Here is a 26,313-nt window from a genome sequence, read left to right as displayed (position 1 = left end):
CCTTTTCTGCAGATATCTTCGGTTCGCAACTCTATTTTCAAAAACAATAAACCGCCACAGCCCTACTTCTCTGCCCCCCCTTTTGTGGCTCCATACTCCAACACTGCCATTTTTTTCAGGGCAACCTTGTCCACCTTGCCGATTGGCAACAACGGCATTTCGGGGAGACACAAGAATTTTTTGGGCATCTTGTAGTTGGCCAGCCGTTCACTGCAAAAAGAACGCAGACCCTCTTCATTCCAGTCACAACTTTGCCGCAAGGTCACATAGGCAATACCGACTTCCTGCCATTTTGGATCCGGCACCGATACAACAGCAGCCTCGACAATCCCCGGGCAGGTTTCGATCGCTGCCTCGACTTCCTTGGGATAGACATTATACCCGCCGGATTTGTACATTTCCTTCAGACGACCAACCACAGAAAAACTTCCATCCCGGTTCTCGGCCAGAACATCCCCTGTACGAAACCATCCATCGCCAAGAAATGCTTCTTTTGAAGCCTCGGGCCTGTTCCAGTATCCAAGCATGTTGTAAACCGAACGGACCAGCAACTCTCCCGGCTCCCCCTTGTCGACGTCATTGCCCCTGTCATCAACAAGACGAAGTTCGACACCGGGGAAAGGATGGCCCACAGTTCTTGTCAGGGCCTCAACATTGTCAGTAGGCTCCACAACGGTAGTGACAAGAGTCTCCGTCATTGCATAGTTGGTGCTCATCCGCGGACAAACTTCAACAAGGCGACGAACCGTCTCTTCCGGCATGGCTGCCCCACCCCAGGCGATCAACTGCACAGAGGCGAGGTCATATTTATCAAAATCAGGTAACCCCAGCTGCATGATGAAGGTGCTGGGAACCGAAGCCCACAATGTGACCTTCTCCCGCTCAACCAGCTCCAGCATTTTTACCGGATCAAATTTCTCACACAGGATCTGGGTTCCCCCAGCAAGTACAGCAGGCAGAGACAAATCAACGACACAGCCCACATGGTTGATGGGCAAAAAATTGATAACGCGATGCGGATTTACATACCAGATTCGGTTTTGTTCCAGGCAGAAACGAATAATACCCTGCTGATGAAGCAGCGCCCCCTTTGGCTTTCCGGTAGACCCCGACGTATAGACTATAAGACAGGGCTTCTTGTCGCCGCCCCCGGAAGACGGCGCCTTTACATGCGTGTGGAGAATATTCTCACCTGAATGCAAAAAATCACGATAGCTTACGGCCCCGGATAAAGCATTGGCATCATCCAGCAAAACGACCTTCTCAATACCTGAAACCTCTGACAGAATATGCTTTATATCCTCGTCATACTGCCGCTCCCCGATCCTTGTACGGGCCAGCAATATTTTCGGCTTGCAGTCGCTCACCACATACAGGAGTTCGTCACGCTTGTATTTGGCATTCAGCCCCACCCAGATTGCGCCGATACGGGCGACAGCGAGGAAACTTACGAGAAAATCGGGAGATGTTGTGGCCAGAACCGCTACGCGGTCCCCCTTTGAGACACCGGCCGCAATATAAGCGCAAGCCAGTCTTTCAACCTGTAGTTCGAGCTGCGCATAAGTCACCCGGCTACCGTTAAAAACACAAGCCTCCGCGGACGGCGTTTTTTCGGCATACCAGGTTACATAGTCGCTTATACACGCGAACTCAGGCATTACCATCCTCGCTTATCTCCCCGTATTCACCCCGAGCGCCGTCATTGACTTTACCAGTTCAACCGAGATCATTGACCCAAGCCCCGATCCACTCTGCCACAACTGCCGGCCGCCCCCCTCCCTCGATCTCGATTTCAACATCCATATGCACCAACCTGAACCCCGAACGCTCCTCTGCTTCCTTTTTAGCAACTTTGAAATGCCCGCGAACCCTGGAATTGACTGGCACCGGATCAACAAACCTCAGACGATTAAAGCCATAGTTCAGGAAATATCCCTCTCCCGCCCCTTCACTTGCTGACGGTACCTTCATCGCAGAGGCAAACATGTGTGTCAGAAATGACAGCGTAAGGAAACCATAGCTGATAGTATCGCCGTATGGAGTATTTTCTTTCGCCCACTCGGCATCCATATGCATCGGATCAGGATCAAGAGTGACGTCTCCGAAACGAGTGATCATATCCTGATTTACCGTGATCCACTCAGAAGTACCAAGATCCTTACCGGCCGGACCGAGGATTGATTTTTCTACAGCGACCTGGTCGCCGGCGGATTTGTCACTCTTGGTCATTTTTTACTCCGATAATAGGACGATCGTATGTTCTTAATCGGAACTTTTGTAATCGGCTCACTGAGCAATGTCAATAAAATATGATGTCATATTCATTTTTTAAAAATGAATGAAGGCAACACGCCCCTGTTTCCTTCAGGCTGCGTTGTCCGATGATCTGATCGCGGACATAAGCTCTTTTGCGGAACGCGACAGCCCTTCCGGGACGACAGCGGAAGGATAGAGAACCCTGATCCAGATTATACTAAGCAAATCAGCCAACGCGGCATCGGACGGGGCAATCTCCGCGACGATTGCACAAAGATATTTGTCAGGCTGGATAACCAACCGCCGGAACAGTTCATCCATCATAGCGCCCAGTGAATAGGCCAGGAACAATACCGTATCTTCGGTCCAGCCCTTCCCTTCATTTTTTTTAAGGGCACTTTTAGTGATCCGGAGATAATAATCATGGTTCATCTTCTGCACCAGTCGATCAAACTCTGCCTCCTGGTCAGTGATCTGCAGGATACAACGCATGAGGCCGGCGTTTGCCCGCCCCACCGAGATATATCTGAGATTCTGCCGCCGCACCATTTCGAACGGCGCAGCAGAAGTGGCCTGGGAAGCTTTCTCTGTCGAATTTTCAGAAGACTTTTCAAGGAGTTCGACAAACTCCTTCATAACCGCAAGAGTAACATCCCGCTTATCCTGGAAATACACGTAAAACGCCCCGTCCGACACACCGGCGTCATGCGTGATGTCGGCAACGCGCATTTCATGGTACCCTTTGGTCTCGAGATTCCGCGCGGCGGCAAGCTTAAGGCGCTCCCTCGACCTTTCCCCTTTTTTCTTGAAGAAGCCGCTGTCGATACGACTTGTGAGCCATTCAATGTAACTATGTTCCAGGAAACTATAACCTTCCATATTCCACCCTCAACGAAGCAAGACAACCACCGTCAATATGGCCTTCTCCACTTATAATTTGTCGTCACCGCGACCCAAAGTTCAGTGTCAATATAACTGGAGCCTACCCGGCCGTATCATTCTGCAAAATTTATTATTAAATCTGATATCATTTTTCATACTGGGTGATCAACACTCATCTATTCTAATTGAATGCCCCCGGATTTCCAGGCACCTTACCGGGCAAAATGAAAGGCGCTTTTTGTTGGTTGCAGAGCAGGATCCAGCTTCAACATATATGCGGACTTTTTACACCTGGCAGCATGATAAACTCTGCCCCCACAGTGTCGGCAGCCAGTGGACGGCCGCTATGGCCGAGAATGGCACCCGCCCGCTAGTGAATGAAATTCATATGATTCAGAAAGACTATCTCCGTGGAAGCCCCTTGTTGAACTAAGTCCAATCTCTGTCCTCCGGTCCATGACAGTGATTTCTGCTCAGGTTTAATCTTTGGGCCGGAGCTCCTCAATAATCTGGGCATCGACCCAGAAGATATCGACATTTTCATACTTGTCCGAACCCATATTCCTGCTGAAGAAAAGATATTTTCCATCCGGCGTCACGCTCGCAGACGCTTCCCAGGCACCGGTGTTGATCTTGTCGCCCAGGTTAACGGCCTCTCCCCAGGAGCCATCCGGCTGGCGGAAACTGATATAAAGGTCTGAAGAACCCTGCCCGCCTTCCCGGACCGCATCCCATATCAGATAGGATTCATCAGGCGCAATAAAGGGATGGTTGAGGTTTGTTCCGGTATTGATTTCCTTGCCCAATACTTTTGGCTCTTCATATTTCCCATCGATCAGGCGTGAATAGCGAATGGGGAAGTCCGGTTTCTCTTTATCATAGGTATCAAAATAATAGGTGCCGTTGGCAGACGCCGAAAGGCGCATGATCAGCAGGTCTTTAAAGGGGGCTTTCAGATTTTTCACCTCCGACCAGCCGCTTTCGGTGCGCTCCTTATAGCGCCGCCCCAGATGCATGGTCCTGCCGTCGGGAGAGATGACTGGCTGACCGGCCCAGGGCGAGACAACGGTCTCGCGCCAGCGGTTATTTTCATTGCGATAAACAACAAACGTTGCGGCTTCGTATTTGCCGCCGCTCCTGAGAAGGTAGAATTCCTTCAGATCGGGCGTGAAGGCCCCGCCATATTCCCAATGCTCTGTCGACACAATGCCGGGCGCAAAGGCCTCAGGCGTCAGGCCGGGCGGCTCCTGCCCGAGATACGGGCCTTCAGTCACTGGCGCTTTATCCCCTGCATAACTGGTACCGCCCATTAGCATCGCGTAAAACAGCAGAGCTGTTGAAATAGAAGTAGGAATCATAAATGTCCCCCTCTCTGAGACTAAATTAGTGTTTATTGTGTGGGCCTGAGGTCCTCGATGATTTGAGCATCAATCCAGAACAAGTCGGACTGACGTTCCCCGTCGCCGCCTGCTTTCGGCACCATTCTGTTGAAGAACAGATGTTTCCCGTCAGGTGTCACCCTTGGGCCACCTTCTTCGGCTTCGGTGTTTACTTTATCGCCGAGGTTAATCGCGTCCCCCCAGGAGCCATCTTTCTGGCGGAAACTGATATAGATGTCATTTTTTCCAAATCCGCTCTCTCTTTCGCCGTCCCACATAATGTAGCTCTCGTCTGGAGCGATGAACGGATGGGCGTTCCACTTACCGGTATTAATCTCCTTGGGAAATGGTTTCGGGTCTTCGCGCTTGCCGTCAATGAGCCGTGAATAGCGAAGTATGCTGTCGCCTTCCCTGGTGCCCCTCTCGTCCAGAACCAGCGTACCTTTGGCCGACGCCTTCAAGGTCATAATTTGAATTTCTTCAAAAGCAGGGCCAAGGCTTTTCATTTCTGACCAGCCGTCTGCCGAGCGCTCCCTATATTTAGCGCCATAATGCAAGGTATTACCGTCTGGCGACTGGAAAAGTTTACGCTCTTCAGCCGGCATCGCTACCTTGTGCCATTCATTCCCCACTTTTTTGAAAATGACAGACTCTGGCTCTTTTACGTCACGAGAATGCCGCCACCGGCTAACATAAAATTCCCTCATATCCTGAGAGAAACCACCGGCGTCTCCCCATTCTTTTGTATTCACAATGCCGGGGGCAAAGGATTTTGCGGTCAGGCCCGGCGGCTCCTGCCCGAGATAGGGCCCTTCGAGCACCGGAGATTCATCCTGGGCGTGACTATTGCCACTCACGATGAAAGATGTGAAAAACAGGGCAACAGTCGCGGAAAAACGCTTCATTAAACTACCTTTCTTCATGCGCAGGAAATTACTCACTGCTCTGCTGTGACAACCATTTTATGCTGCGTATTACAGTCACAGGAAATGCAGTGCCGTGGTCAGAATCTTCCATGACCTCCAGCCCGGTTAGCGTGAGACCGGCCTGGCTTCTGCGCTGGAGCACCGACACAAGGTCTTTCGTCACCTCCATCTGGGATTTTTCCAGTTCGCCGATGGACAGAAAAACATTTGCGTTAAATTCCTTTTGCCGGGGCGCCATTTTACCTTCAAGCGCATCAAGATATTTGGCACTGCGCGGGCCAAGGGCAGGGCTGCCGAGAATATAATGCTTGAAGGTCTCCGGCTCTGCCAACAAAACGTAGGCGCCAAATACGCCGCCCAGAGAATAGCCGAAATAGGTCCGTTCCCCGGGGTCCGCGCGATAATTGTCTTCCACATATTTGATAACATCGTCACGAATGAACGACAGGTGATTTGCGGCTTCGCCTCTCGGGGTCTTTGATCCTGCGACTTTCTCTAGCGAATAGTCCCGGAATCTGCTGGCATACGCCACTTCACCGTCCAGGTCCTTTTGCCAGGATATGCCAACCAAAATAACATCTGGCATCAGATAGTCCGTGGCGCCGGACAACATATCCATGTGCCAGATGGCGTCTGTGGTATAAATCACCGGATATTTCAGGTCGGTATTTTTCTGGTAGTCCTCTGGCAACTTTACGTACAACTCATACTGTCTGTCCGCCTTTGTATCCGGGACAGGCACTACCTGTGTTCTGGGCATTGCGTATGATTTTTGCGCGCCGGCCTCTTGGACGACCTGTTGCCCGACAGTCCCGGCGACAGACTGTACATTCCCCACAAGCAAAACCAAAGCTGTGGAAACAAACTTAATCAAGACCTTCATATTATATCCCCGCATTTTTAGCATGCTTGTCTGCTCACAGTGCCCAATCTCACCCCATATTACAAAGGAATTACGATGAACTGTTCTGTTTGAAAGACAAAGCTCGCCTGCCCCCGGCTTGATGTGAGTCATTGTCATGACAGCCGCAATTGATATAGTTATGCCATGGCTACCGTATCCCCAGCAGGCGAATTCGACGCCATTGTAATCGGGTCGGGCATGGGCGGCATGACAACTGCCGCCGCGCTGTCCCGCTTCAAACACAAAGTTCTGCTTCTTGAGCAGGCACCGATGATTGGCGGCCTGACCCATTCCTTTTCCCGCGACGGCTTTTCCTGGGATGTCGGGCTGCATTATTGCGGCATGTTCAGACATGATCAGTTTGGCGGTAGAATCCTGGACTGGCTGAGCGGCGGCGCAATCGAGTTTCACTCTGTCGGCACCGTCTATGACACACTGCATTTCCCTGAGGGATTTGAAATTTCGGTAGCGCGCCCGACCGAAGCCTACAAGATGGAACTCAAGGACTGGTTTCCGGACAGTTCCGCCGAAATCGACGCCTATTTCGAAGCCTTGCTGTCGGCGGAAGAAGCGGCCCATATGGTCGGCGGCGAGCGGTCAATGCCCGAGCCGCTCCGCACCATGCATCTCTGGTGGAACAAGCGCAGAATCGAGCGCTGGTGCAGCCGGACGACCGCCGAGGTCATCGGCGAGATCGTCACCGACCCGAAACTCGCTGCGGTGCTCACGGCCCAGTGGGGCACCTTCGGGGGAAGACCGAAAGAGGCCAGTTTCGCCGTTCACGCCACCGTCATCGGCCATTATCTCGACGGCGCAGGCTATCCGGTCGGCGGCGCCAGCTCCATCGCCAGGGCACTGGTTCCGGTCATCGAAGACGCCGGCGGCAGCGCCCGGGCGGCAACCCCGGTCAACGAAATCCTGATCGAAGACGGCAAGGCGGTTGGCGTACGAACAAGTGCGGGGGAGGAATTCAGGGCCCCCGCAATCGTCTCGGCTATCGGCGTCGGCGAGACGATAAACCGGCTTCTGCCCGAAGACCTCCGTCCCCTGGACTGGACCCACGAGATCGAAAGTTTCAAGCCGTCGGTCTGCCATTTCGAGGTTTATCTGGGCTTCGAGGGAGATATCGCCAAACATGGCGCCACGCGCGCCAATCACTGGTTCCACGAATCCTGGGACCCCAATGACGGCGTCTGGTCCACTGCCGATGATGACCCGATCAAGATGATGTTCACCTCCTTCCAATCCCTGAAGGATCCGGCGCATGACCCGGGCCCCGAAAACCGGTACTGCGGTGAAATGATGGTCTTTACCGACTGGTCGGTGGTCGCCGAATTTGCCGACGGCGGAGCAGCGGCGCGCCCGGCGGACTGGAAGGCGTTCAAAGAGAAGATCGAGGCCAGGATGCTGGCCTTCTATACTGAGAAATTCCCGGACCTGGCCCCGCTGATTACCTATCACGAACTCGGCACGCCACTCGCGACCGCCGCGTTTACCGGCCACGAGAAGGGCGGCTTTTACGGCATCGAGACAAGCCCGCGCCGCATGTTGTCAAACGCCTTCGATGCCCACACGCCCGTGCCCGGCCTCTATCTCGCCGGTCAGGACGTATTTACTCCCGGAATCGCCGGCGCCCTCGCCGGCGGCCTGTTCGGTGCCGCCGCTGTCGATCCGCGTGTTTTCCAGAAACTTCGATAAAATTCGGGAAGGTCCTGCCCCAAAGACGCAAGCGATCGCCCTGGCACTCTGAAACATCAGGCCAGCCTGGCAAGGAATAAAATAAACTTTTCAGGAATTTGGTAGCGGAGGAGGGACTTGAACCCCCGACACGCGGATTATGATTCCGCTGCTCTAACCAGCTGAGCTACTCCGCCCCGGTCGAATGGACTTGCAGGGGTATATAACCTGCCCGCCCTATAGTCAATTATCTTTTTACCCGAAATCGGCATTTTTTGGCCCCGACAGGAGCCTCAGGCCGCATCCTGTTCCCAGTCGGCGAGCGCGCGCCTGATCCAGCCGCCGCCGAGCACCCGCTCCCCGTCATAAAAGACGCAGGCCTGGCCGGCGGACACGCCCTTTTCCGGCACCAGCAGGTCGATGCGGGCGACGCCGTCCCGGACCGGGTACAACCGGGCTTTGACCGGCGGGCGGGTCGAGCGCACCTTGGCCATGACCTCGATGCCTTCTTCCGGGATCTCGCGGCCGCCGATCCAGTTCACTTCCCGGAGCTCGAGCCGGGTGATTTCCAGCGCCTCCTTCGGCCCGACAATGACCCGGGCGTTGTCCGGATCGAGCTTGATCACATAGAGCGGGTCGCCGCCGCCGATGCCGATGCCGCGGCGCTGGCCGATGGTATAATGAATGATGCCCTTGTGTTCACCCAGCACCCGGCCGTCGAGATCGACAATCTCGCCCGGCTCACTGGCCCCGGGACGCAGCCGTTCAATGACGCTGACGTAACTGCCGTCGGGCACGAAACAGATATCCTGGCTGTCCGGCTTGGCCGCGACTTCGAGGCCGTATTTCGCCGCCAGTTTCCTGACCTCGTCCTTTTCCATACCGCCCAGGGGAAAGCGGATGAAATCCAGCTGCTCCTGGGTGGTGGCGAACAGGAAATAGCTCTGGTCGCGGTTCCGGTCCACCGCCCGTTCCAGCGTTACCCGGCCGTCCTCGACTCTTTGTCGCACATAATGGCCGGTGGCCATCACGTCGGCGCCCAGGTCCCGGGCCGTATCCAGCAAATCCTTGAATTTCACTTCCTGGTTACAGCGCACGCAGGGGATCGGGGTTTCGCCGCGGATATAGCTGTCGGCAAACTCCTCCATCACGCTGTCCTTGAAGCGGCTCTCGTAATCCAGCACATAATGGGGAATGTCGATCGCTTCGGCGACCCGGCGCGCATCATGGATGTCCTGGCCGGCGCAGCAGGCGCCTTTTTTCTGCACCGCCACCCCGTGATCATAAAGCTGCAGGGTAATGCCGATCACATCATAGCCCTCCTCTTTGAGGAGCGCGGCAACCACGGAGCTGTCGACGCCGCCGGACATGGCCACCACCACCCGGGTCTCGGACACGGGTTTGGCCACGCCCAAAGAATTCACGGGGGAATTCACTTGGGAATTGACGGGCGCGTCGGCGAGGCTTGCCGCCCCGGGCAGATATGTGTCTGACACAGTGTTCATAAGGGGCAGATATAGCATCCCCTGCCCGACTTCAAGGGGAAAGCGCGTAAAAGAGCCGGTTTTGGCCCTTCACCGCCCCAATCAGATGAAGTTCAGCAGGCTGAGCTGGGACAGCTGCGAGGTAATCTCATAGGAGGCCTGCAACGCCACCTGGTCATTTTCCAGGTTGGTAATGGCCTCGGCCAGGTCCGCATCCTCGATATCGGAGATAAAGGTCTCCAGGAAAGCTTCTTCATCCGCATGCTGGCTAATCATTTCCTCGACTGAGGCCTGACGGTTGCCGTTGCGGGCCACAAACAGCTGCAGCGTATCGATGGCGTTATCCAACGTGGAAAGTTCACCTTCCAGGAATGTCCTTTGTACCGTCGTCAGCGGCCCGTCGATCGGGCCGAAGCCGCCGGCATCAAAATCGGCAAGATTCTTGAGCGCGGCGAAAATATCGCCGGCCACATCCTCCGCCAGAATGCCATACTGGACGTCGGTATTCTGGCCGATCTTGGCGGTAGGAATGCGGCTGTCATTTTCAAACATGTCAGCGGCGGAGGCCGCCGCCACCAGGTCCGCCAGATCAGAGCTGTTCACCGGCGGCACATCGGTACGGGCGCCGCTGAAAATATGCACCCCGCCGATATTGGTATTGAGCGCGCTGACCATGGAGGAGAAAGCTTCGCGCAAGGTTTCCCCAAGGGCGAAAGTCTCGTCCATGGCGATGGCGTTCAACACCGCCTCGCGGACATTGTTGGCATTATCTACCAGGGCGTTCAACTGGACATCGTTGGTATCGAGCTGGCGCTGCACATATTCCGCCGAGCCGATGAAGCTCTGGGTCCGGGTCAAGGCATTTTTCGCCCCGAGCAGGGTGTTCAGCTCGGTGGCGAATCCTTTGTATTCGAGCTCTTTCTTGCCGGTGTTGATGGTCAGCTGGCCGGTGAAGACTTTTTCCTGGTTGTTCAACAACCCGGAAAGCATCACTTGCTGATGACCAAAACTGGATACACGTGTCATTGTCTTTTCCTGCTCTCAATCATCCGGAAACCTACAGGAACGCGGCCAGCAGAGAGTCATAGACCTCCTGCGCGGACTGCAGTACCCGCGCCGCAGCGCTGTAGGCATTCTGGTAAATAATCATGTTGGCCAATTCCTCATCCAGGTTTACCCCGGAAATATCCATGGATTTCTGCTTCAACTGGGTGGTCAGGGCTTCATTGTCTGTGGCAAACCCTTCCGCCATGTCGGCCCGCAGGCCAAGGTCGGACAGAATGGAGGTGGCATATTGGGACAGGCTGACATCCATGGAACTCAGCCCGCCGGCCTGGCGGAAACTGAAAATTGTATCCTCGAGCGCCAGAAGCGCCTGGACCCCGTCCTGGTCACCGATGCTCAGGGCGTTGTCGCCGACCAGAGCCGTCTGGTCCAGGCGCGCCGTTGAAAAGAGGGACGCATTCTCGGAAATATGGCTTCTGACCTGCAGGCCGAGCGCAGCATCTGCGACAAATTCATCGCCGATGCCGAAGAAAGTTGAGATCGGCACACCGGTGGTACCCCGGGCGGTGCTGTCGCTTTTGACATGCACGGAAAGATCGCGTCCCGCCGCATTTTCAGTCATCTGCAGTTCGCCGTTGGCAGACAGGGAGAAAGTTACATAGGTCGACAGCGGGCTGGCATTCAGGTCGGCCAAAAGATCATTGAATGAGGCGCCGCCAATGGTCAAGGTATATTCCTCGAGCATCAGACCGTCCTCGTCGTTCAACTGCAGATGCACGGTGCCGCCGGCGGCAAATTCATGGTTATCAGCGCCGCTGACCCCGGTCTCGTAATGAGCCGGAACGCTGGTTTCCACCAGATCGTTCAGGCCGAAAAAGTGGGAGAACCCGCGCCCGGCACGATCGCTGGGATTACCGTCAAGCTGGGAGATGGAGACCCCCTGTCCGGCCACGTTGGAAGTGAAGCTCATCACGCCATTGGTCAGGGCCAGGGTCGCATCCCCGCCGAGACCGGCATTTACCGCGGCAATGACATCATTGATGGTGCCGCCGATGGCCCCGAAATCGATAGTGACGCTGTTGACCAGGTCTCCGTTGGCGTCGGTGATGGCGAAAATCGCCTCGCCGGTGAAGCCGTGCGGATCTGTGCCGATCAGGCCGACATTATTACCGGTCAGGACATCCGGCGCCGGGACCGCTGAGCTTTCATTGTGAATGCGGTTAATCTCGTCCACAAACTCCGCCCCGAGATTGCCAAGCTGTTCGGCAATTTCCGGCAGTTCCTTGTCCCGGAGCGTAAGCAATCCCTTGAGCTTGCCTCCATGAACATCACCATCAAGCTCTACTCCGCTTGCAGACAGAGCGCCTGTGGTGCGATCCACCTTGTGCACAGTAATCGCTGAAAAGGGAGTGGAAGAGGTGACCGTCCCCGGCGCCTCATACACAAGCCGGAAGCCGGTCTGGCCCACCAGGCTGACCCCGGTCGAGGTGGTGACCGCGATGCCGCCGTCACCGGTATCGCGAATACTGATGTCAACCAGTTCGGAAAGGTCGGACAGAGCCTGGGCCCGCTGCTCAAGCAGCGAGCCGGCATTTCCGCCGGTCACCGTTTCCCGGATAATCAGGGGATTGAGGCTGTCAATGCGCTCCAGCAGGGAGTTAATCTCGGCAACAGCCTGTGAAATCTGCTCGCTGGCATCCTGCCGCAATTGCTGAACATTGCTGGCCAGTGTGCCGAGGTCGGTCCCCAACTGGTCAATGGCCGTCAGGGTATTTTCCTTGAGCACGGTGGAAAGCGGGTTCAGCGCCAGGTCAGACAGGGAGGCAAAAATCGCATCCAGTTCCCCGGGCAGGGAGGCATTCTCATCGGGACGTCCGAGAAACGCCTGTATCCGGTCATGAAAAGCATTTTCAACCTCATACCGGCCATATTGCGAGGAGGCATCATAGGTCGCCGCCACCAGGAACTGATCAATCACCCTTTCAATGCCGGAAATTTTGACGCCGCCGGACTGCGTCCCGGTAACAAAGGCTTCCTGCTGGACCACCTGGCGCGAATAGCCGGGCGTATTCACGTTCGCCACATTGTTGGATGTCACCGACAGGGCGGACTGGTTTACATACAGTCCCGTCAAGGCTGTACTGATGATATTATTTATCGACATTCAGCACCTCCGGTTCGCCTGGATTGTCACAATCAGTGGGAAAAGCTTTCCCCCGAGAGGAGTTTTTTGCCTCCTGCCCGGCCTGGTCACTTTTCCTGTAACGTCTTTTCATTTCCATGAAAATTCCAACAACCCTTTGAAACTAATACATTTAATATAAAGTCACCGAAAAGAGCATCTGCTCTGTTAGTCCGGATCTTTTTCATCTCACCCTGTCTATATGCAAAGATGGGGCCAGTTTGTGAAACCGCCCCCGGACTGCGATGAATTCCGGGGGAACGGCGGGGCTCCTGCAAGAAAATCCCCCTCAAGAAACATGCAGGAGGAAAAATCTGTCCCCTTGACGGAATCTTTTGCCCCGGCATCACCTGCCCGGAAGAACGGGAAAATATTTAACTCTTATTTTTCAATGGGTTATTTTTTTGAAAAACTTGGCCCGCTTCTTGCTTAGTAACCGGGTGGACAATTTTGACAGGTAAAAAATGACATCTGGTACAGACATATATAATGCCCTGCAGGCCGCCGGCGCCACCACCTCCCGCTCAGGTGGCGGTTCCCATGCCTCTGGCGCTGACCAGGAGACCAAAGGTCTGTTTGGTCAGTATGTGTCTGAAGAAAACGCCAAAGCCGCAGCCCCGTCTAAAAAAGAGACCAAGGCCGCGCCGGAGGCCCGGAACGACGGTGCCTCCGAGACAGCGGAACAAACAACCGCCCCCGCAAAAAAGACGGCTGAAGGCAAAACCGCCCCAACAGAAAACGCATCTGCCGAGGCACCGAAGGAACAGGCTGCTGAAAATCCCGCAGCAAAAGCCGACCAGGCGGAAGAAGTTGCCCTCTTTAATAAAGAAACCGGCAAATCCAAAACATCGCCCGGCATTGCCAGCCCGGACCAGACACCGACCGCCTCACCGGAAGAACTGCCGGACGCTGCGGTTGATGGTGTGGCGGACGACGCGCCGCCGGAAGCGGCCGGGCAGCCCGGCGCTGGGCTAAAGGCTGATGCCGCGCCTGAGGCCCAGACAACTGCAGAGGACGGCAAACAGGTTGCCGTCTCCGACGGTGCCGCATCCGGTCAGGAAAACAGCGCGGAAGGTAAACAGGTACAGGCCGCTGCCGCGTCCGACGAGAAAGCGCCCCAGAAAAATGCCGAAGCTCCCGCGGAACAGGCTGCTCAGGGAACCACTGAGCCCGAAACGGACCCCGCCCCGGCAAAACAACAGGCCGAAGTATCACCTAAAGCGGCTGTTGATGATACCGATACGGTTATTGCCGATAAAGAAGAAAGAGGCACCGGTCGCGCGTCTGAAGAGAAATCTGGGCCTGGGAAACAAGTTGCCGACACCAAAGACAGTGACAAGGAAAGCCCTGCCGAACCCCCTGTAGAGGTCGCAGATGCTTCCAACGATGAGCCCGCGGCGCCGCTTACCCCGGCATCCCATGCTGAAGCCAAAAAAGATACTTCTTCGAAACCATCCGAAAGCGATGATAATGAGGAAGACCTTTCCGATGTCGCCGTCGCCGCCACTCAAGCCCCCGCGGAAAAACAAGTGGCAAGTCGTGCCGAGGCGGACAGCAGGACCGGCGCGCCCACCGGTGATGAAACTGTACCGGTCGACAGCAGCCGCAGTGGCAACAGGCAACAGAATAGCAACGGCCAGCCACAGGATAATCGCGAAAACAAAAACCTGGCGGCCGCAGCAGCCGATAACAGGGACGGTGTTGCAAAAGCCGCTTCAGGAGATGCGGCCGGCAGCAGCGGACAAACAGAACCCACGGCCGCCAAACCCGCCGGGGAGCAGTTTGCCCTCCTGCAGAAGACGCCGCTCGACAGCCTTGCCAGCAAGACAGCAGCGGCCACACATAATCTCAACATGGGACAGCAGCTTGTCGTTGGCGCCCATAATCTTGTTGTTCAGGAAGCAGCCTCTACCGGCCTGCAGCACAGCGGCACCATCCTGCAAAACGGTCTCGCCTCTGCTCAGGCGGCAGCCGATCAGATCCTGGCCGCGGTCAGCCGCCATATGGCCAACGGCAAAAGCACCTTCCGGGTACAGCTGCACCCCGCCGAGCTTGGTCAGGTTGATGTCAAAATGGATTTCGCCGCCGACGGCAAGATGATGACGACCCTGACGGTTGACAATGAAAAAACCCTGCATCTGCTGCAACGGGACCAGCATACCCTGAGCAGGATGCTCGGGAATGCAGGATTTAACATGGATCAGGGGAACCTGAACTTCAATCTCCGGCAGCAGGCCGGCAATGGTAACGGCTTTGGCAATCCGGACAGTGGATTTGCCAGCGGTGACGACATACAGGCTGAAGATGACCTGGCACCGGCAGAAATTATTGCCGTCAACGTCAGTAACAGCGGCCTGGATATCAGTGTTTAACAAGGATGAATAAATGTCAGAAGTAACTTCTGCCACATCGGCATCAACAACATCGGCAGCCCAGTCAGCAGACCAGAAACTGGCTTCGGACTTTGATGACTTTCTGGCCCTGCTGACAACCCAGCTGCAGTATCAGGATCCGCTGGACCCGCTGGACTCCAACGAGTTCACCCAGCAACTTGTTTCCTTTACCGGCGTGGAACAACAGATTGCCGCCAACAAAAACCTGGAAACCCTGATCAGCCAGATGAACAGCCAGAGCGCCAGCGACGCGGTCTCCTATCTGGGCAAGGAAATCACCGTCGAGACTCCCAAAGCCGGCGTTTATGACGGCAAGGTGAAATGGGAATATACCGTGGACAGCACGGCAGACACCACCAAGATCACCGTTACCGATGATGAAACCGGCGACGTGGTCTACGAAGGATACGGCGAAACTGACCCCGGCCTTCATGAGTTTTCCTGGGACGTTCCGGAGGGAACAACCGAGGGAATTTACACCCTGACCGTTTCGGCCACCACAGGGGAAACGGGCATTGCGACCAATATCTACTCGGTCGGCAAAGTGACCAGTATTGAGAACATTGGCGGCCTGCCCTACCTCGCCGCCAATGGCATCATCCTGGCACCGGAAAATGTCCTTGCTGTAAAGCAGGTCGAGGTCGCTGACAGCGGCACTAACACTCAGACAACGGAGGATACCTCCTCCTCTGACACAACAACAGAATAACCAAAAACAAACTCTGGTGAAGAAGACATCAGGATGGAACGCGTGAAACGCATCACTCGAAAAGATTAACCCGCTGCCCCCGGCAGCCCATAAACAGGAGTAATGGCATGAGTCTTTACGCTTCACTCTATTCCGGAGTTTCCGGCCTGAGCGCCTATAGCAGCGCGCTGGGCATGATTTCCGACAACATCGTGAATGTGAACACGATCGGATACAAGGAAACCCGGGCCAGTTTCACAACCTTGGTGACGGAATCCCGTTCCACCACATCCTATTCCCCCGGCGGTGTGCAATCCATCCCCCAGAGCCTGATCAGCCGCCAGGGCCTGCTGCAGTCTTCCGCATCCGCCACGGACCTGAGTATCGACGGCGCCGGCTTCTTCGTGGTCGGCGAAACGCCCTCTGCAGTAACGGAAAGCAGCTCCATCAGCTTTACCCGGGCCGGATCATTCACCCCCGATGAGGAAGGCTATCTGAAAAACACCGCCGGCCTTTATCTGATGGGCTTCCCGATCGCCTCTGACGGTACGATTACCCAGAACAGGGAAATCAGCGCCCTGCAACCCATTAACGTGTCCGGGCTGACCGGTACGGCGGAAGCCTCAACTTCCGTTACCCTGAGGGCGAACCTGCAGTCCACCCAGCCGATCAGCGCTCAGGAAGCTACCTATACAGGACTGGCCGGCTTCTCCATGGCCGACGGTTCAGTGACGTCGGACTTCCAGCGCGACGTGACAGTTTATGACTCCCTGGGAACGGCCCACACGGTTACCATCGCAGCGCTGAAGAGCTCTACCGCCAACGAATGGCATGTGGAATTGTTCGTCGACCCGGCGGCTGAAGTCTCCACTGTAGCGCCCCTGCATAACGGCCAGATCGCAACCGGTACCCTGGCTTTCAACAGTGACGGTACCATCGATCTGAGCAATACCAGTGCGGCTCTTCTGAACCCGGTCGGCGTAACCTGGACAACCAGTGGCTCCAACGGCGCCCTGGCGGACCCCAGCACCCTGACATTCGATTTCGGAACCGATGGCACCGGCGACGGCTTCACCCAGTTTGACAGCCTGTCCACCCTGATTTCATCTTCCGTTGACGGCGCCGTGTTCGGCAACGTAACCGGCGTGTCAATCGGTGAAGACGGCGTGGTCACCGCCCTGTTCGACAACGGCCTGACCCGTGAAGTCGCCCAGTTGCCGGTGGCCGTATTCCAGAACCCGGATGGTCTGACCAGACGCCAGGGCAACAGCTACACGGTTTCCGACCAGTCCGGTGAATTTGCCCTGCAGATCGCCGGTACCGGTGGCGCCGGTTTCGTGGCCCCGTCCACTCTGGAAGCCTCTACGGTAGATCTGTCGAAGGAGTTCACCGAGCTGATTACGACCCAGCGCGCCTTCTCGGCCAGCACCAAGATCATCACGACAGCTGACGAGATGCTGAGCGAATTGAACAATATTAAACGTTAAAAATCATATAGTTAGAAAAAGCCGCCCCCACAACAGGGCGGCTTTTTTTAGGTTTTCCGCCGACAACTCCGTAAAAATTTATCTAATATTTTTCCCAAATTAACCGAATTCATTAGGCATTTTTTAAAGAGCTTTGCGTATCCTCCGGACTGTGAATAAACGTTACCGGAGATTCGTGTTATAATGAGTACAAATGATAAGATCCAACCGGCATCCATTATGGGGCCGACAGGCGAACCTCTTACGCTGGACGACCTTCCTCCTTCCAACACCAAACGTTGGGTTGTTCGACGGAAGGCGGAAGTGGTAGCCGCTGTCAGAGGCGGACTGCTGTCTCTTGAGGAAGCCTGTAAAAAATATACTCTGTCCGTGGAAGAATTTCTTTCCTGGCAGAGAGCTATTGATAACGACGGACTCATGGGCTTAAGGGTAACTCGGGTACAAGATTATCGCTCAAACAATTCGTCCGCCGCTAACAGTTAACCGATCGAATATTTCGGAAATTAACCATGAGAAGCGATTCTCATGGTTAATTTTATTTAGAAACATATCTTCCGCGATTACCGACAAAAAATACCACATATTGTGGTATTTTTTTTTGGTCATACAATAAATGGGAAAGCCTCGGTTTCCCCCGCTTTATAATACCCTTCTGATATAAAAGGAAATCAACTAGGCAATTTTTGCCTAGCATTAACTTCTTATTTACTTAAGAATATGTAAACTGTGTTTCAAATCGAAACAGGAAATTGAAAAGAACACTCAATTTGAAACTCATTAGGGCTCGCAAGCAGGAAGTGCAATCGTGAACAGCTTATCCGTCTTTTTCAGAACTCTCGGCCCTGCCCGCCTTGCTGCAATGGGCACCGTTGCAGCCATTATTATCGGCTTCTTTATATATCTGACCATGCGCCTTTCCACCCCGACCATGGGTTTGCTATACAGCGGCCTGGACCTGGGCGACGCCAATAATATAGTGCAGCAGCTGGAAAGCCAGGCCATTCCCTACCAGATTGCCGGCGACGGCGGCACCATCCTGGTTCCGGAAGACCAGGTTCATCGCCTGCGCATGATGGTGGCCGGCCAGGGACTGAACAGCGGCGGCAGTGTGGGCTATGACATTTTTGACCGCCAGGACAGCCTGGGCACAACAAGCTTTGTACAGAATATCAACCACCTGCGCGCCCTTGAAGGGGAACTGGCCCGGACCATCCAGTCCATGGAAAAAGTCAACAGCGCCAGGGTCCATCTTGTGATGCCGGAGCGGCGCCTGTTCAGCAATGAAAGCCGCGAGGCAACAGCTTCCATTTTTATCAAAACCGGAAGCGACCGACTGTCCCGCACTCAGGTGGCCGCCGTCCAGAATCTGGTTGCTGCCGCCGTGCCGGATCTGAGCCCTGAAAGGATTTCCATTGTCGACCAGAAAGGGTCCCTGCTGGCGCGCGGCAATTCCGAGGATGCCGCCTCGGTATTGGCCTCCTCCCTGGAAGAAAAGAAAGTCTCTACGGAAAGTCGCCTGCGCCGGCAGATCGAGGAACTGCTTGAGAAAACCGTTGGGCTCGGCAAGGTCCGGGCGGAAGTCAATGCGGAACTGGACCTGAACCGGATCACCAGTAATTCCGAGATTTATGACCCCGACGGTCAGGTCGTCCTGTCGTCCCAGACCCGCGAGTCTACATCCACGGACCTTGAAAATGCTGATGAGGCAGAAGTTTCCGTCGCCAACAACCTGCCTGACCAGGATGCCGCCAACGCCGGAGAGCCGGCGATCAAGAACCAGTCCAGCGGCAGTACAACCGAGGAAACCGTCAACTATAAGGTTTCCAAAACCATCCGGACCCAGATTCACGAAGCCGGCACCATCAAGCGGATCTCTGTCGCCGTCCTGGTCGACGGCACCTATGCCGAACAGGGTGAAGGCGAGCCTGCGATCTACCAGCCGCGCAGCCCCGAAGAACTGGCCCAGCTGGAAAATCTGGTCAAGTCAGCCATCGGCTATGATGAGGAACGGGGCGACAATGTCAGCATCGTCAACATGCAGTTCGCTGAAGTGGATTATGGCGAATCCCTGCCCGAGGAAGGCCTGTTTAGCTTCGGCAAGGGCGATATTCTCTGGCTGATCGAACTGGGCGTCCTGCTTATCGGCTTCCTGGCCGTCACCTTCTTTGGCCTGCGGCCGCTCATTAAATATATCACGGCTGAAGGTGAAGGCGGCCCGCTGAGATATGTTCTCGAAGGCGGGGAACAGGCCCAACTGCCGCCAGGCCAGGCGCCTGAACAGGCCGCCCTTGCCCCGCCGCAGCCCGAGGGCAAGGTTGTCCAGACTGGCGAAGGCAAAAGCGTGGTCATTCCGGTAGACGAAACCGGCAAGAAGCTGACAGCCCGGGAAGTCGCCCAGAAGCAGGGCATCGAGTCCGCCATTGATATTGCCGCGGTGGAAGGAAAAATCGAAGCCACTGCGATCAAGAAGGTCGGCGAACTCGTGGAGAAATATCCCGAGGAATCAACCGCTGTAGTCAGAAACTGGCTTTATGGATAAAAACAGTACAGGTGAATACCAATGGCATTGGCCCGTTTAAGTGATTTAAGTGCAAGTGACAAGGCAGCCGCCCTGATGATGGCATTGGGCGAGGATTACGGCCGCCTGATCTGGAATCTGCTGGATGACGAGGAGGTGAAGGAATTATCCCTGGCCATGTCCTCGCTGGGTACAGTCTCATCAGAGGTCATCGAGGAACTGTTCCTCGAATTTGCCAACGGGGTAAGTTCCGTCGGCTCCATGACCGGTAACTTTGACAATACCGAACGGCTGCTGCAGAAAATGCTGCCCGGCGATCGCGTTGCCCAGATCATGGAGGAAATCCGCGGTCCGGCCGGCCGGACCATGTGGGATAAACTGGGCAATGTGAACGAGGTAGTCCTCGCCACTTATCTGAAGAATGAATATCCGCAAACCGTGGCCGTCGTGATGTCCAAGATCAAGCCGGAACACGCAGCCTCTGTGCTCAGTGTGCTGCCTGACGATTTCGCCATGGAAGTTGTGATGCGCATGCTGCGTATGGAACCGGTACAGAAGGAAATTCTCGACCGGGTGGAACAGACCCTGCGGATCGAGTTCATGAACAACCTTGCCCGGACCAGCCGCAAGGACAGCCATGAAACCATCGCCGAAATCTTCAACTATCTGGACCGGAGTTCCGAAACCCGCTTCCTGACCACCCTGGAAGACCGCAACCGCGAAAGTGCGGAACGTATCCGGGCCCTGATGTTTACCTTCGAGGACCTGCAGAAACTGGATGCTACCGGCGTGCAGACCCTGCTGCGCGGCATCGACAAGGATCGTCTGGGGCTGGCGCTCAAGGGCTCGTCCGACAAAATCCGGGATATGTTCTTCAGCAATATGTCCGAACGCGCCGCCAAGATCCTCAAGGAGGATATGGAAGCCATGGGTCCGGTGCGGCTCAAGGATGTGGATGAAGCCCAGATGGAAATCGTCAATGTGGCCAAAGACCTCGCCGATGCGGGTGAAATCGTCCTGGCCGACAGCAAAGGCGAAGACGAACTGGTTTACTAGAATTTGAAAATACTGTTAGACAGGGCAAATAAATGACTGCAGTCAAATACACCTTTGACAATAACTTCGAGGATGAATACGGCCCACGCTCCAAGGCCAAGATCGAGGAGCTGGAAAATGCCGCCTATCAGCGAGGACTTGCCGAAGGGCGGGAAGAGATCCTGAACGGAATTGAACAACAGGTCCAGTTCCTGCTGCAGAACCTGGTGGCTGCCATGCAAACCCTGACGACGAGACATGAGGAACAGCTTTCCATGATGCATAAGGAAGCCGCCATCCTGGCCCACAGCATCATCGGCAAGCTGGCCCCGGCCCTGGTTGCCAATACGCCGCTTCAGGAAATCGAAGCCTTGGTGGTGCAATGCCTGAAAAACAGTCCGCTCGAACCGAGGATCGTGATCCGGGTCGATGACCGGATTTTGCCGCATCTGGAGAGAGAAATCACCCGGCTGAAAGAAAGTACCGGCTATGCGGGCCAGATCGTGCTGCTGGCTGAGCCCATGCGGCATATCAGCGACTGCAAGGTGGAGTGGGCTGACGGCGGCGCAGAACGGGATTTTGACGCCCTCAAGGCGACCATTGACCGGACGGTACAGCTGTTCATCGAAGCACCAACCCCGGGACACCTGTCAGGCGATGACATGTCGGTTGAAGTGAGTGCTGATAGCGGGCAATTTGCACCGGACCAGTAAAGCTGATGGAATTACAACCGCTTATTGCGGGGATTGGTGCGATAAAGCACCGTTTGAAAAGAAATTATTAAGGACGATAAGGTAATGTCTGATACGGAAAATATGGACTGGGAGGAACTTGAAGGGAACCCCGATGCAGCCGACACCGGCGCGGAAGTTGATACTGAGAATGTCAGCACCGGCGACCTGGAAGCTGTATTTGACGTTCCGGTCAAAGTTTCTGCGGTTCTCGGCAAAACCAACATTGCGGTCAGCAAACTGCTGCGGCTCGGTCCGGGCGCGGTGGTGGAGCTGGACCGGAAAGTCGGGGAAGCCATCGACATTTATGTAAATAACCGCCTTGTCGCCCGCGGAGAAGTCGTTCTGGTTGACGATAAACTCGGTATCACCATGACGGAAATCATCAAAGGCGAAGAATAAAAGTTGATCCTGGAGGTTAAACAGTGATTACGCTTATCGGAATAGTTATCGGCTTCGCCCTGATCATCTCTGCCATGGTCATCGGTGGCTCACCTACGGCCTTTCTTGACCTGCCGTCAATATTGATCGTACTCGGGGGCACCGTCGCCATCACCATTGTCAGCTTTTCCCTCAAGGACCTGGGACAGATCCCCGGCGCTTTGTGGCGGCTGATGGCCTACACCCCCCATGATCCGCGGGATGTGGGCATTACCATGATCCAGATTTCCGAACGGGCCCGCAAAAACGGCCTGATCTCGCTGGAAAAGGTCACCCCGACCCTGAATGACGAACCGTTCCTGCAGAAGGCGCTGAACCTGACCATTGACGGGGCGGAAAGCCATGAGATCGAGCAGATGCTGCAAAAGGAAATCCATTATACGGCCAATATCCAGTCAAAAAGCGTCGACCTGTTGCGCCGGGCGGCGGAAGTGGCCCCGGCCATGGGCCTGATCGGCACCCTGGTCGGCCTGGTGCAGATGCTGGGCAACCTGAGCGATCCCAGCACCATCGGTCCCGCCATGTCCGTGGCCTTGCTGACCACTTTCTACGGCGCCATCCTGGCCCATATGGTGCTGATGCCTCTGGCCACCAAGGCCGAGCGCAATTCCCATAATGAGTCCATCCTCAATTCCCTCTACCTGGCCGGGGCTTTGTCCATCGGCCGGGAAGAAAACCCGCGGCGTCTGGAAATGCAGCTCAACTCAATGCTGCCCCAGTCACACCGCATCAATTATTTTGAATAGACACCCGGAGTTCTGAAAGAAAATGCGTCTTATCATTGTTGGTACACTACAGGGACAGTTAAGTGCGGCCTCCCAGATTGCCATAAAACAGGGAGCACAGGTCCTGCATGTTGACGATGAAAATGCCGCATTGAACCTTGTGCGCTCCAAAGGCGCCGACCTGCTGATGGTCGATGTCAAGCTGGACATCAAGGGGCTGTTGGAGCAACTGAAATCCGAGCGCATTTCGACCCCGGCCGTCGCCTGCGGCATCGGCAATGATTCCGAAGCTGCGGTACGGGCCATCAAGGCCGGGGCCAAGGAATATATTCCCCTGCCGCCGGACCCTGACCTGATTGCCGCGGTTCTGACCGCCGTCGCCGACGATGAACATGATTTCATCTATCGCGACCGGACCATGATGCAGGTGGTCTCGCTTGCCGACCAGGTTGCCAAAAGCGAAGCCAGCATCATGATCACAGGGGAATCCGGCACCGGTAAAGAGGTCATGGCCCGCTATGTACACAGCAAAAGCCGCCGCGCCAACAAGCCCTATGTGAGCGTCAACTGCGCCGCAATCCCGGAAAACCTTCTGGAATCCGAACTGTTCGGCCATGAAAAAGGCGCCTTCACCGGCGCCGTTGCCCGCAGGGTCGGTAAATTCGAGGAAGCCAATGGCGGCACCCTGCTGCTGGACGAGATTACCGAGATGGACATCCGTCTGCAGTCCAAGCTGCTGCGCGCCATCCAGGAACGGGAAATCGACCGCGTCGGCGGCAGTGGTGGGCCAGTCAAGGTGGACATCCGCATCATCGCCACCTCCAACCGGGACCTGCAGGAAGAAGTCAAGAAAGGCACCTTCCGCGAAGACCTTCTGTTCCGGCTCAATGTGGTCAATCTGCACATCCCGCCGCTTCGGGAACGGCCGGAAGACACCCGGGCCCTGTGCAAGCATTTCGCCCAGAAATATGCGGAGTTCAACGCCCTGGAGCCGAAACCGATTTCGGCGGAAGCCATGGAGGTCCTGATCAACCACGACTGGCCGGGCAACGTCCGCGAACTGGAAAACACCATGCACCGGGCAGTGCTGCTGGCCGGCGGCGACCGGATCGCCAAGCAGGACATTGTCCTGCCCGACGGCAAACCCCACGTGGCCATTCACAGCCGCGGCGGCACGGCCACGGCAGATGCGGATGAAGACGATGCGCCCTTCGCCACCGGTTCCCAGATCGGCCGCACAGTTGCCGATGTGGAACGGGACCTGATCATTGATACCCTGAAACATTGCCTCGGCAACAGGACCCATGCCGCAAATGTGCTGGGCATTTCCATTCGGACCCTGCGCAACAAGCTCAATCAGTATATGGCCGAGGGGCGTAACGTTCCCAGTCCGGGTGAACCCGGACAACATGTCACCTGATCCCGTGAGGCCCCGGAAAAGAAATTATGAGTGAAACCTCCACGGACACGACACAGACAGGCTTTCTAAGCCAGTTGTCACAACGCAGCGACATCCTGATGGCGCTGGTGGTCGTGGCTATTCTTGTGGTGCTGTTCCTGCCCATGCCACCGTGGTTGCTGGACATGAGCCTCACCCTGTCCATTACTTTTTCCGTGATGATCCTGATGACCGCGTTGTTTATCGAGCGGCCGCTGGATTTCAACAGTTTCCCGACAGTGCTGCTGATCGCCACCATGCTGCGCCTGGCGCTCAATGTGGCGTCCACCCGCCTGATCCTGAGCGAAGGACATACCGGCCCCTCGGCCGCGGGACATGTGATCGAAGCCTTCGGCTCTTTCGTCATGGGCGGCAATTTCGTGATCGGGATCATCGTCTTTACCGTCCTTCTGATTGTGAACTTCATGGTGATTACCAAGGGTTCCGGCAGGATCGCCGAAGTGGCCGCCCGGTTCAGCCTGGACGCCATGCCCGGTAAACAGATGGCCATTGATGCAGACCTCTCCTCCGGCCTGATCAACGAAGACCAGGCCCGGGCCCGCCGTAAGGAGCTGGAAGACGAAAGCACCTTCTTCGGCTCCATGGACGGTGCCGCCAAATATGTGCGCGGTGACGCCATTGCCGGCCTGCTGATCACCTTCATCAACATTATCGCCGGCATGATCATCGGCGTGGCCCAGAAAGGCATGGGCTTTGGCGATGCCGCCAATACCTATACCCTGCTGACCGTCGGCGACGGCCTGGTCAGCCAGATCCCGGCCCTGATTGTGTCTACCGCTGCCGGTCTGCTGGTGACAAAATCCGGCGTCACCGGCAAGACCGACAAGGCGCTGTTCAGCCAGTTCAGTACGTACCCGCGCGCCATAGGCGTAACCTCCTTCCTGCTGTTCCTGCTGTCCCTGCTGCCGGGCATTCCGTTCCTGCCGTTTGCTGTCGTCTCCGGCATCCTCGGCCTGACCTCCTGGTCCCTGACCCGGCTGCAGGAAGAACGGGCGGAAGAAGAACAACTGATGATCGCGGAACAGAAAGAGGCGGAAAAAGCCCAGCCGGTGGAAGAACCGATCACTACCGCGCTCGCCATCGATCCGGTCCGCCTGGAACTGGGATACGGCCTGCTGCCCCTGATCAATGACGACAGCGGCATCCGCCTCACCGACCAGATCAAGGCGCTGCGGCGCCAGCTGGCTTCCGAGATGGGCTTTGTCATGCCGTCCGTGCGAATCCTCGACAACATGCAGTTGCCGGCCAATACCTACGTCCTGCGCCTGAAGGAGTCGGAAGTCGGCCGCGGCGATATCCGCCCCAACATGCTGATGGTCATGGATCCGCGGGGTGAGCAGGTTGCCCTGCCCGGCGAGGAAACCCGCGAACCGGCCTTCGGCCTGCCGGCGGTCTGGGTCGAGAAAAGCATGAAAGAGGAAGCCTCCTTCCGCGGTTATACGGTCGTTGATGCCGCCACCGTGATTACCACCCATATTACGGAAGTGATCAAAGACAATATGTCCGAGCTGCTGTCCTATGCGGAAGTTCAGAAACTGATGGATGACCTGCCCAAGGAGCACCAGAAACTGGTGGCCGACCTGATCCCGAACCTGATTACCCAGAGTGGCGTGCAACGCATCCTGCAGAACCTGCTCAACGAACGGATCAGCATTCGCGACCTGCCCACTATCCTTGAGGGCATTGCCGAAGCCTGCGGCTATACCCAGAATGTGGTTATGATTACCGAGCATGTGCGGACCCGCCTCGCCCGCCAGATCAGCCATGACAATGCGGATGCGGACAATGTGATTCCCCTGATCAACCTGTCCCCGCAGTGGGAACAGGCCTTTATGGATGCCCTGATCGGCGGCGGCGAGGAAAAACAGCTGGCCATGGCGCCGAGCCAGCTTCAGGAATTTATCGGACTGGTGCGGATGACATTTGAAGACCAGGCCCATGCGGGCGAACTTCCGGTTCTCCTGACCAGCCCCATGACCCGGCCCTATGTGCGATCCATTATCGAGCGGTTCCGTCCGGCAACGGTGGTGATGTCGCAAAATGAAGTGCACCCGAAGGTAAAAATAAGAACCCTTGGACAAATATAGCGATAAATATAGATTAACCATCCCGCAAAGGTGAATTATCATCTGCCCCAACCG

At 55.8% G+C, this 26,313-nt stretch carries 21 protein-coding genes and 1 tRNA gene; 12 read left to right on the top strand and 10 right to left on the bottom strand.

Annotated features, from left to right (window positions below; translation table 11 throughout):
- Positions 1–62: 62 nt before the first annotated feature.
- From FIV46_RS07500 to FIV46_RS07475, 6 genes are all read right to left on the bottom strand, one after another.
- Positions 63–1,658, bottom strand: coding sequence for a class I adenylate-forming enzyme family protein (locus FIV46_RS07500; RefSeq protein WP_181163100.1), 1,596 nt, complete (start codon positions 1,656–1,658; stop codon positions 63–65).
- A gap of 58 nt (positions 1,659–1,716) precedes the next feature.
- Positions 1,717–2,229, bottom strand: a complete 513-nt coding sequence (locus FIV46_RS07495) for a MaoC family dehydratase (RefSeq protein ID WP_139939998.1) — start codon at positions 2,227–2,229, stop codon at positions 1,717–1,719.
- Positions 2,230–2,364: 135 nt separating this feature from the next.
- Positions 2,365–3,135, bottom strand: coding sequence for a TetR/AcrR family transcriptional regulator (locus FIV46_RS07490; protein ID WP_139939996.1), 771 nt, complete (start codon positions 3,133–3,135; stop codon positions 2,365–2,367).
- A 482-nt stretch (positions 3,136–3,617) separates the two neighbouring features.
- Positions 3,618–4,412, bottom strand: coding sequence for a TolB-like translocation protein (locus FIV46_RS07485; protein ID WP_219845965.1), 795 nt, complete (start codon positions 4,410–4,412; stop codon positions 3,618–3,620).
- Positions 4,413–4,528: 116 nt separating this feature from the next.
- Positions 4,529–5,422, bottom strand: a complete 894-nt coding sequence (locus tag FIV46_RS07480; RefSeq protein WP_139939992.1) for a TolB-like translocation protein — start codon at positions 5,420–5,422, stop codon at positions 4,529–4,531.
- Positions 5,423–5,450: 28 nt separating this feature from the next.
- The gene (locus FIV46_RS07475; RefSeq protein ID WP_181163099.1) at positions 5,451–6,458 is read right to left on the bottom strand and encodes an alpha/beta hydrolase; all 1,008 of its coding nucleotides are present in this window, start codon (positions 6,456–6,458) and stop codon (positions 5,451–5,453) included.
- A 33-nt stretch (positions 6,459–6,491) separates the two neighbouring features.
- On the opposite strand from FIV46_RS07475, the gene FIV46_RS07470 reads away from it, so the two are divergent.
- Positions 6,492–8,045 carry a phytoene desaturase family protein gene (locus FIV46_RS07470; protein WP_139939988.1) on the top strand — a complete coding sequence of 518 codons (1,554 nt, stop codon included), beginning with the start codon at positions 6,492–6,494 and terminating at the stop codon, positions 8,043–8,045.
- A 99-nt stretch (positions 8,046–8,144) separates the two neighbouring features.
- Here the strand turns inward: FIV46_RS07470 and FIV46_RS07465 are convergent.
- The 4 genes from FIV46_RS07465 to flgK all read right to left on the bottom strand — a co-directional run bounded on the left by FIV46_RS07465 (position 8,145) and on the right by flgK (position 12,677).
- Positions 8,145–8,221 (bottom strand) — tRNA-Met (locus FIV46_RS07465).
- Between the two features lie 96 nt (positions 8,222–8,317).
- Complete coding sequence (gene mnmA / locus FIV46_RS07460) at positions 8,318–9,529, bottom strand: tRNA 2-thiouridine(34) synthase MnmA (RefSeq protein WP_139940078.1); 1,212 nt, start codon at positions 9,527–9,529, stop codon at positions 8,318–8,320.
- An 81-nt stretch (positions 9,530–9,610) separates the two neighbouring features.
- On the bottom strand, positions 9,611–10,534 hold the full coding sequence (locus FIV46_RS07455) for a flagellin (RefSeq protein ID WP_139939986.1): 924 nt from the start codon (positions 10,532–10,534) through the stop codon (positions 9,611–9,613).
- 31 nt (positions 10,535–10,565) lie between these two features.
- Entirely contained in the window at positions 10,566–12,677 is a 2,112-nt protein-coding gene (gene flgK / locus FIV46_RS07450) for a flagellar hook-associated protein FlgK (protein WP_139939984.1), read from the bottom strand.
- Between the two features lie 482 nt (positions 12,678–13,159).
- On the opposite strand from flgK, the gene FIV46_RS07445 reads away from it, so the two are divergent.
- From FIV46_RS07445 to flhA, 11 genes are all read left to right on the top strand, one after another.
- Positions 13,160–15,067 (top strand): flagellar hook-length control protein FliK, encoded by a 1,908-nt coding sequence (locus tag FIV46_RS07445; protein WP_139939982.1) that lies wholly within the window; start codon positions 13,160–13,162, stop codon positions 15,065–15,067.
- Between the two features lie 13 nt (positions 15,068–15,080).
- Positions 15,081–15,797: a flagellar hook assembly protein FlgD gene (locus tag FIV46_RS07440; protein WP_139939980.1), complete on the top strand. Its 717-nt coding sequence runs from the start codon at positions 15,081–15,083 to the stop codon at positions 15,795–15,797.
- A 107-nt stretch (positions 15,798–15,904) separates the two neighbouring features.
- On the top strand, positions 15,905–17,263 hold the full coding sequence (locus FIV46_RS07435; protein ID WP_139939978.1) for a flagellar hook protein FlgE: 1,359 nt from the start codon (positions 15,905–15,907) through the stop codon (positions 17,261–17,263).
- Between the two features lie 183 nt (positions 17,264–17,446).
- Positions 17,447–17,746, top strand: a complete 300-nt coding sequence (sciP, locus tag FIV46_RS07430) for a CtrA inhibitor SciP (protein ID WP_139939976.1) — start codon at positions 17,447–17,449, stop codon at positions 17,744–17,746.
- 322 nt (positions 17,747–18,068) lie between these two features.
- Positions 18,069–19,802 (top strand): flagellar basal-body MS-ring/collar protein FliF, encoded by a 1,734-nt coding sequence (gene fliF / locus FIV46_RS07425; RefSeq protein ID WP_181163098.1) that lies wholly within the window; start codon positions 18,069–18,071, stop codon positions 19,800–19,802.
- A gap of 21 nt (positions 19,803–19,823) precedes the next feature.
- Positions 19,824–20,837 (top strand): flagellar motor switch protein FliG, encoded by a 1,014-nt coding sequence (gene fliG, locus FIV46_RS07420; protein ID WP_139939972.1) that lies wholly within the window; start codon positions 19,824–19,826, stop codon positions 20,835–20,837.
- A gap of 32 nt (positions 20,838–20,869) precedes the next feature.
- Positions 20,870–21,529, top strand: a complete 660-nt coding sequence (locus tag FIV46_RS07415) for a FliH/SctL family protein (protein ID WP_139939970.1) — start codon at positions 20,870–20,872, stop codon at positions 21,527–21,529.
- Positions 21,530–21,613: 84 nt separating this feature from the next.
- Positions 21,614–21,949: a flagellar motor switch protein FliN gene (gene fliN, locus FIV46_RS07410; RefSeq protein ID WP_139939968.1), complete on the top strand. Its 336-nt coding sequence runs from the start codon at positions 21,614–21,616 to the stop codon at positions 21,947–21,949.
- Between the two features lie 23 nt (positions 21,950–21,972).
- Positions 21,973–22,734 (top strand): motility protein A, encoded by a 762-nt coding sequence (locus tag FIV46_RS07405; protein WP_219845962.1) that lies wholly within the window; start codon positions 21,973–21,975, stop codon positions 22,732–22,734.
- A gap of 22 nt (positions 22,735–22,756) precedes the next feature.
- Positions 22,757–24,133 carry a sigma-54-dependent transcriptional regulator FlbD gene (flbD, locus tag FIV46_RS07400; protein WP_139939966.1) on the top strand — a complete coding sequence of 459 codons (1,377 nt, stop codon included), beginning with the start codon at positions 22,757–22,759 and terminating at the stop codon, positions 24,131–24,133.
- 26 nt (positions 24,134–24,159) lie between these two features.
- Positions 24,160–26,259: a flagellar biosynthesis protein FlhA gene (gene flhA / locus FIV46_RS07395; protein WP_139939964.1), complete on the top strand. Its 2,100-nt coding sequence runs from the start codon at positions 24,160–24,162 to the stop codon at positions 26,257–26,259.
- The last annotated feature ends 54 nt before the right edge of the window (positions 26,260–26,313 follow it).

Origin of the sequence: Emcibacter nanhaiensis, from assembly GCF_006385175.1 — a bacterium.
Lineage (GTDB): Bacteria > Pseudomonadota > Alphaproteobacteria > Sphingomonadales > Emcibacteraceae > Emcibacter > Emcibacter nanhaiensis.
Note: the sequence above shows the minus strand (reverse complement) of the source record. Positions and strands in the feature narration are given on the sequence as shown.

Coding starts and splice junctions, on each gene's coding strand:
- fliG (WP_139939972.1), top strand. CDS start 19,824: ATGGCATTGGCCCGTTTAAGTGATTTAAGTGCAAGTGACAAGGCAGCC.
- FIV46_RS07445 (WP_139939982.1), top strand. CDS start 13,160: ATGACATCTGGTACAGACATATATAATGCCCTGCAGGCCGCCGGCGCC.
- FIV46_RS07470 (WP_139939988.1), top strand. CDS start 6,492: ATGGCTACCGTATCCCCAGCAGGCGAATTCGACGCCATTGTAATCGGG.
- FIV46_RS07500 (WP_181163100.1), bottom strand. CDS start 1,658: ATGCCTGAGTTCGCGTGTATAAGCGACTATGTAACCTGGTATGCCGAA.
- FIV46_RS07415 (WP_139939970.1), top strand. CDS start 20,870: ATGACTGCAGTCAAATACACCTTTGACAATAACTTCGAGGATGAATAC.
- flbD (WP_139939966.1), top strand. CDS start 22,757: ATGCGTCTTATCATTGTTGGTACACTACAGGGACAGTTAAGTGCGGCC.
- flgK (WP_139939984.1), bottom strand. CDS start 12,677: ATGTCGATAAATAATATCATCAGTACAGCCTTGACGGGACTGTATGTA.
- FIV46_RS07475 (WP_181163099.1), bottom strand. CDS start 6,458: ATGACTCACATCAAGCCGGGGGCAGGCGAGCTTTGTCTTTCAAACAGA.
- fliN (WP_139939968.1), top strand. CDS start 21,614: ATGTCTGATACGGAAAATATGGACTGGGAGGAACTTGAAGGGAACCCC.
- FIV46_RS07435 (WP_139939978.1), top strand. CDS start 15,905: ATGAGTCTTTACGCTTCACTCTATTCCGGAGTTTCCGGCCTGAGCGCC.
- FIV46_RS07480 (WP_139939992.1), bottom strand. CDS start 5,422: ATGAAGCGTTTTTCCGCGACTGTTGCCCTGTTTTTCACATCTTTCATC.
- FIV46_RS07490 (WP_139939996.1), bottom strand. CDS start 3,135: ATGGAAGGTTATAGTTTCCTGGAACATAGTTACATTGAATGGCTCACA.
- flhA (WP_139939964.1), top strand. CDS start 24,160: ATGAGTGAAACCTCCACGGACACGACACAGACAGGCTTTCTAAGCCAG.
- FIV46_RS07495 (WP_139939998.1), bottom strand. CDS start 2,229: ATGACCAAGAGTGACAAATCCGCCGGCGACCAGGTCGCTGTAGAAAAA.
- sciP (WP_139939976.1), top strand. CDS start 17,447: ATGAGTACAAATGATAAGATCCAACCGGCATCCATTATGGGGCCGACA.
- FIV46_RS07455 (WP_139939986.1), bottom strand. CDS start 10,534: ATGACACGTGTATCCAGTTTTGGTCATCAGCAAGTGATGCTTTCCGGG.
- FIV46_RS07440 (WP_139939980.1), top strand. CDS start 15,081: ATGTCAGAAGTAACTTCTGCCACATCGGCATCAACAACATCGGCAGCC.
- mnmA (WP_139940078.1), bottom strand. CDS start 9,529: ATGAACACTGTGTCAGACACATATCTGCCCGGGGCGGCAAGCCTCGCC.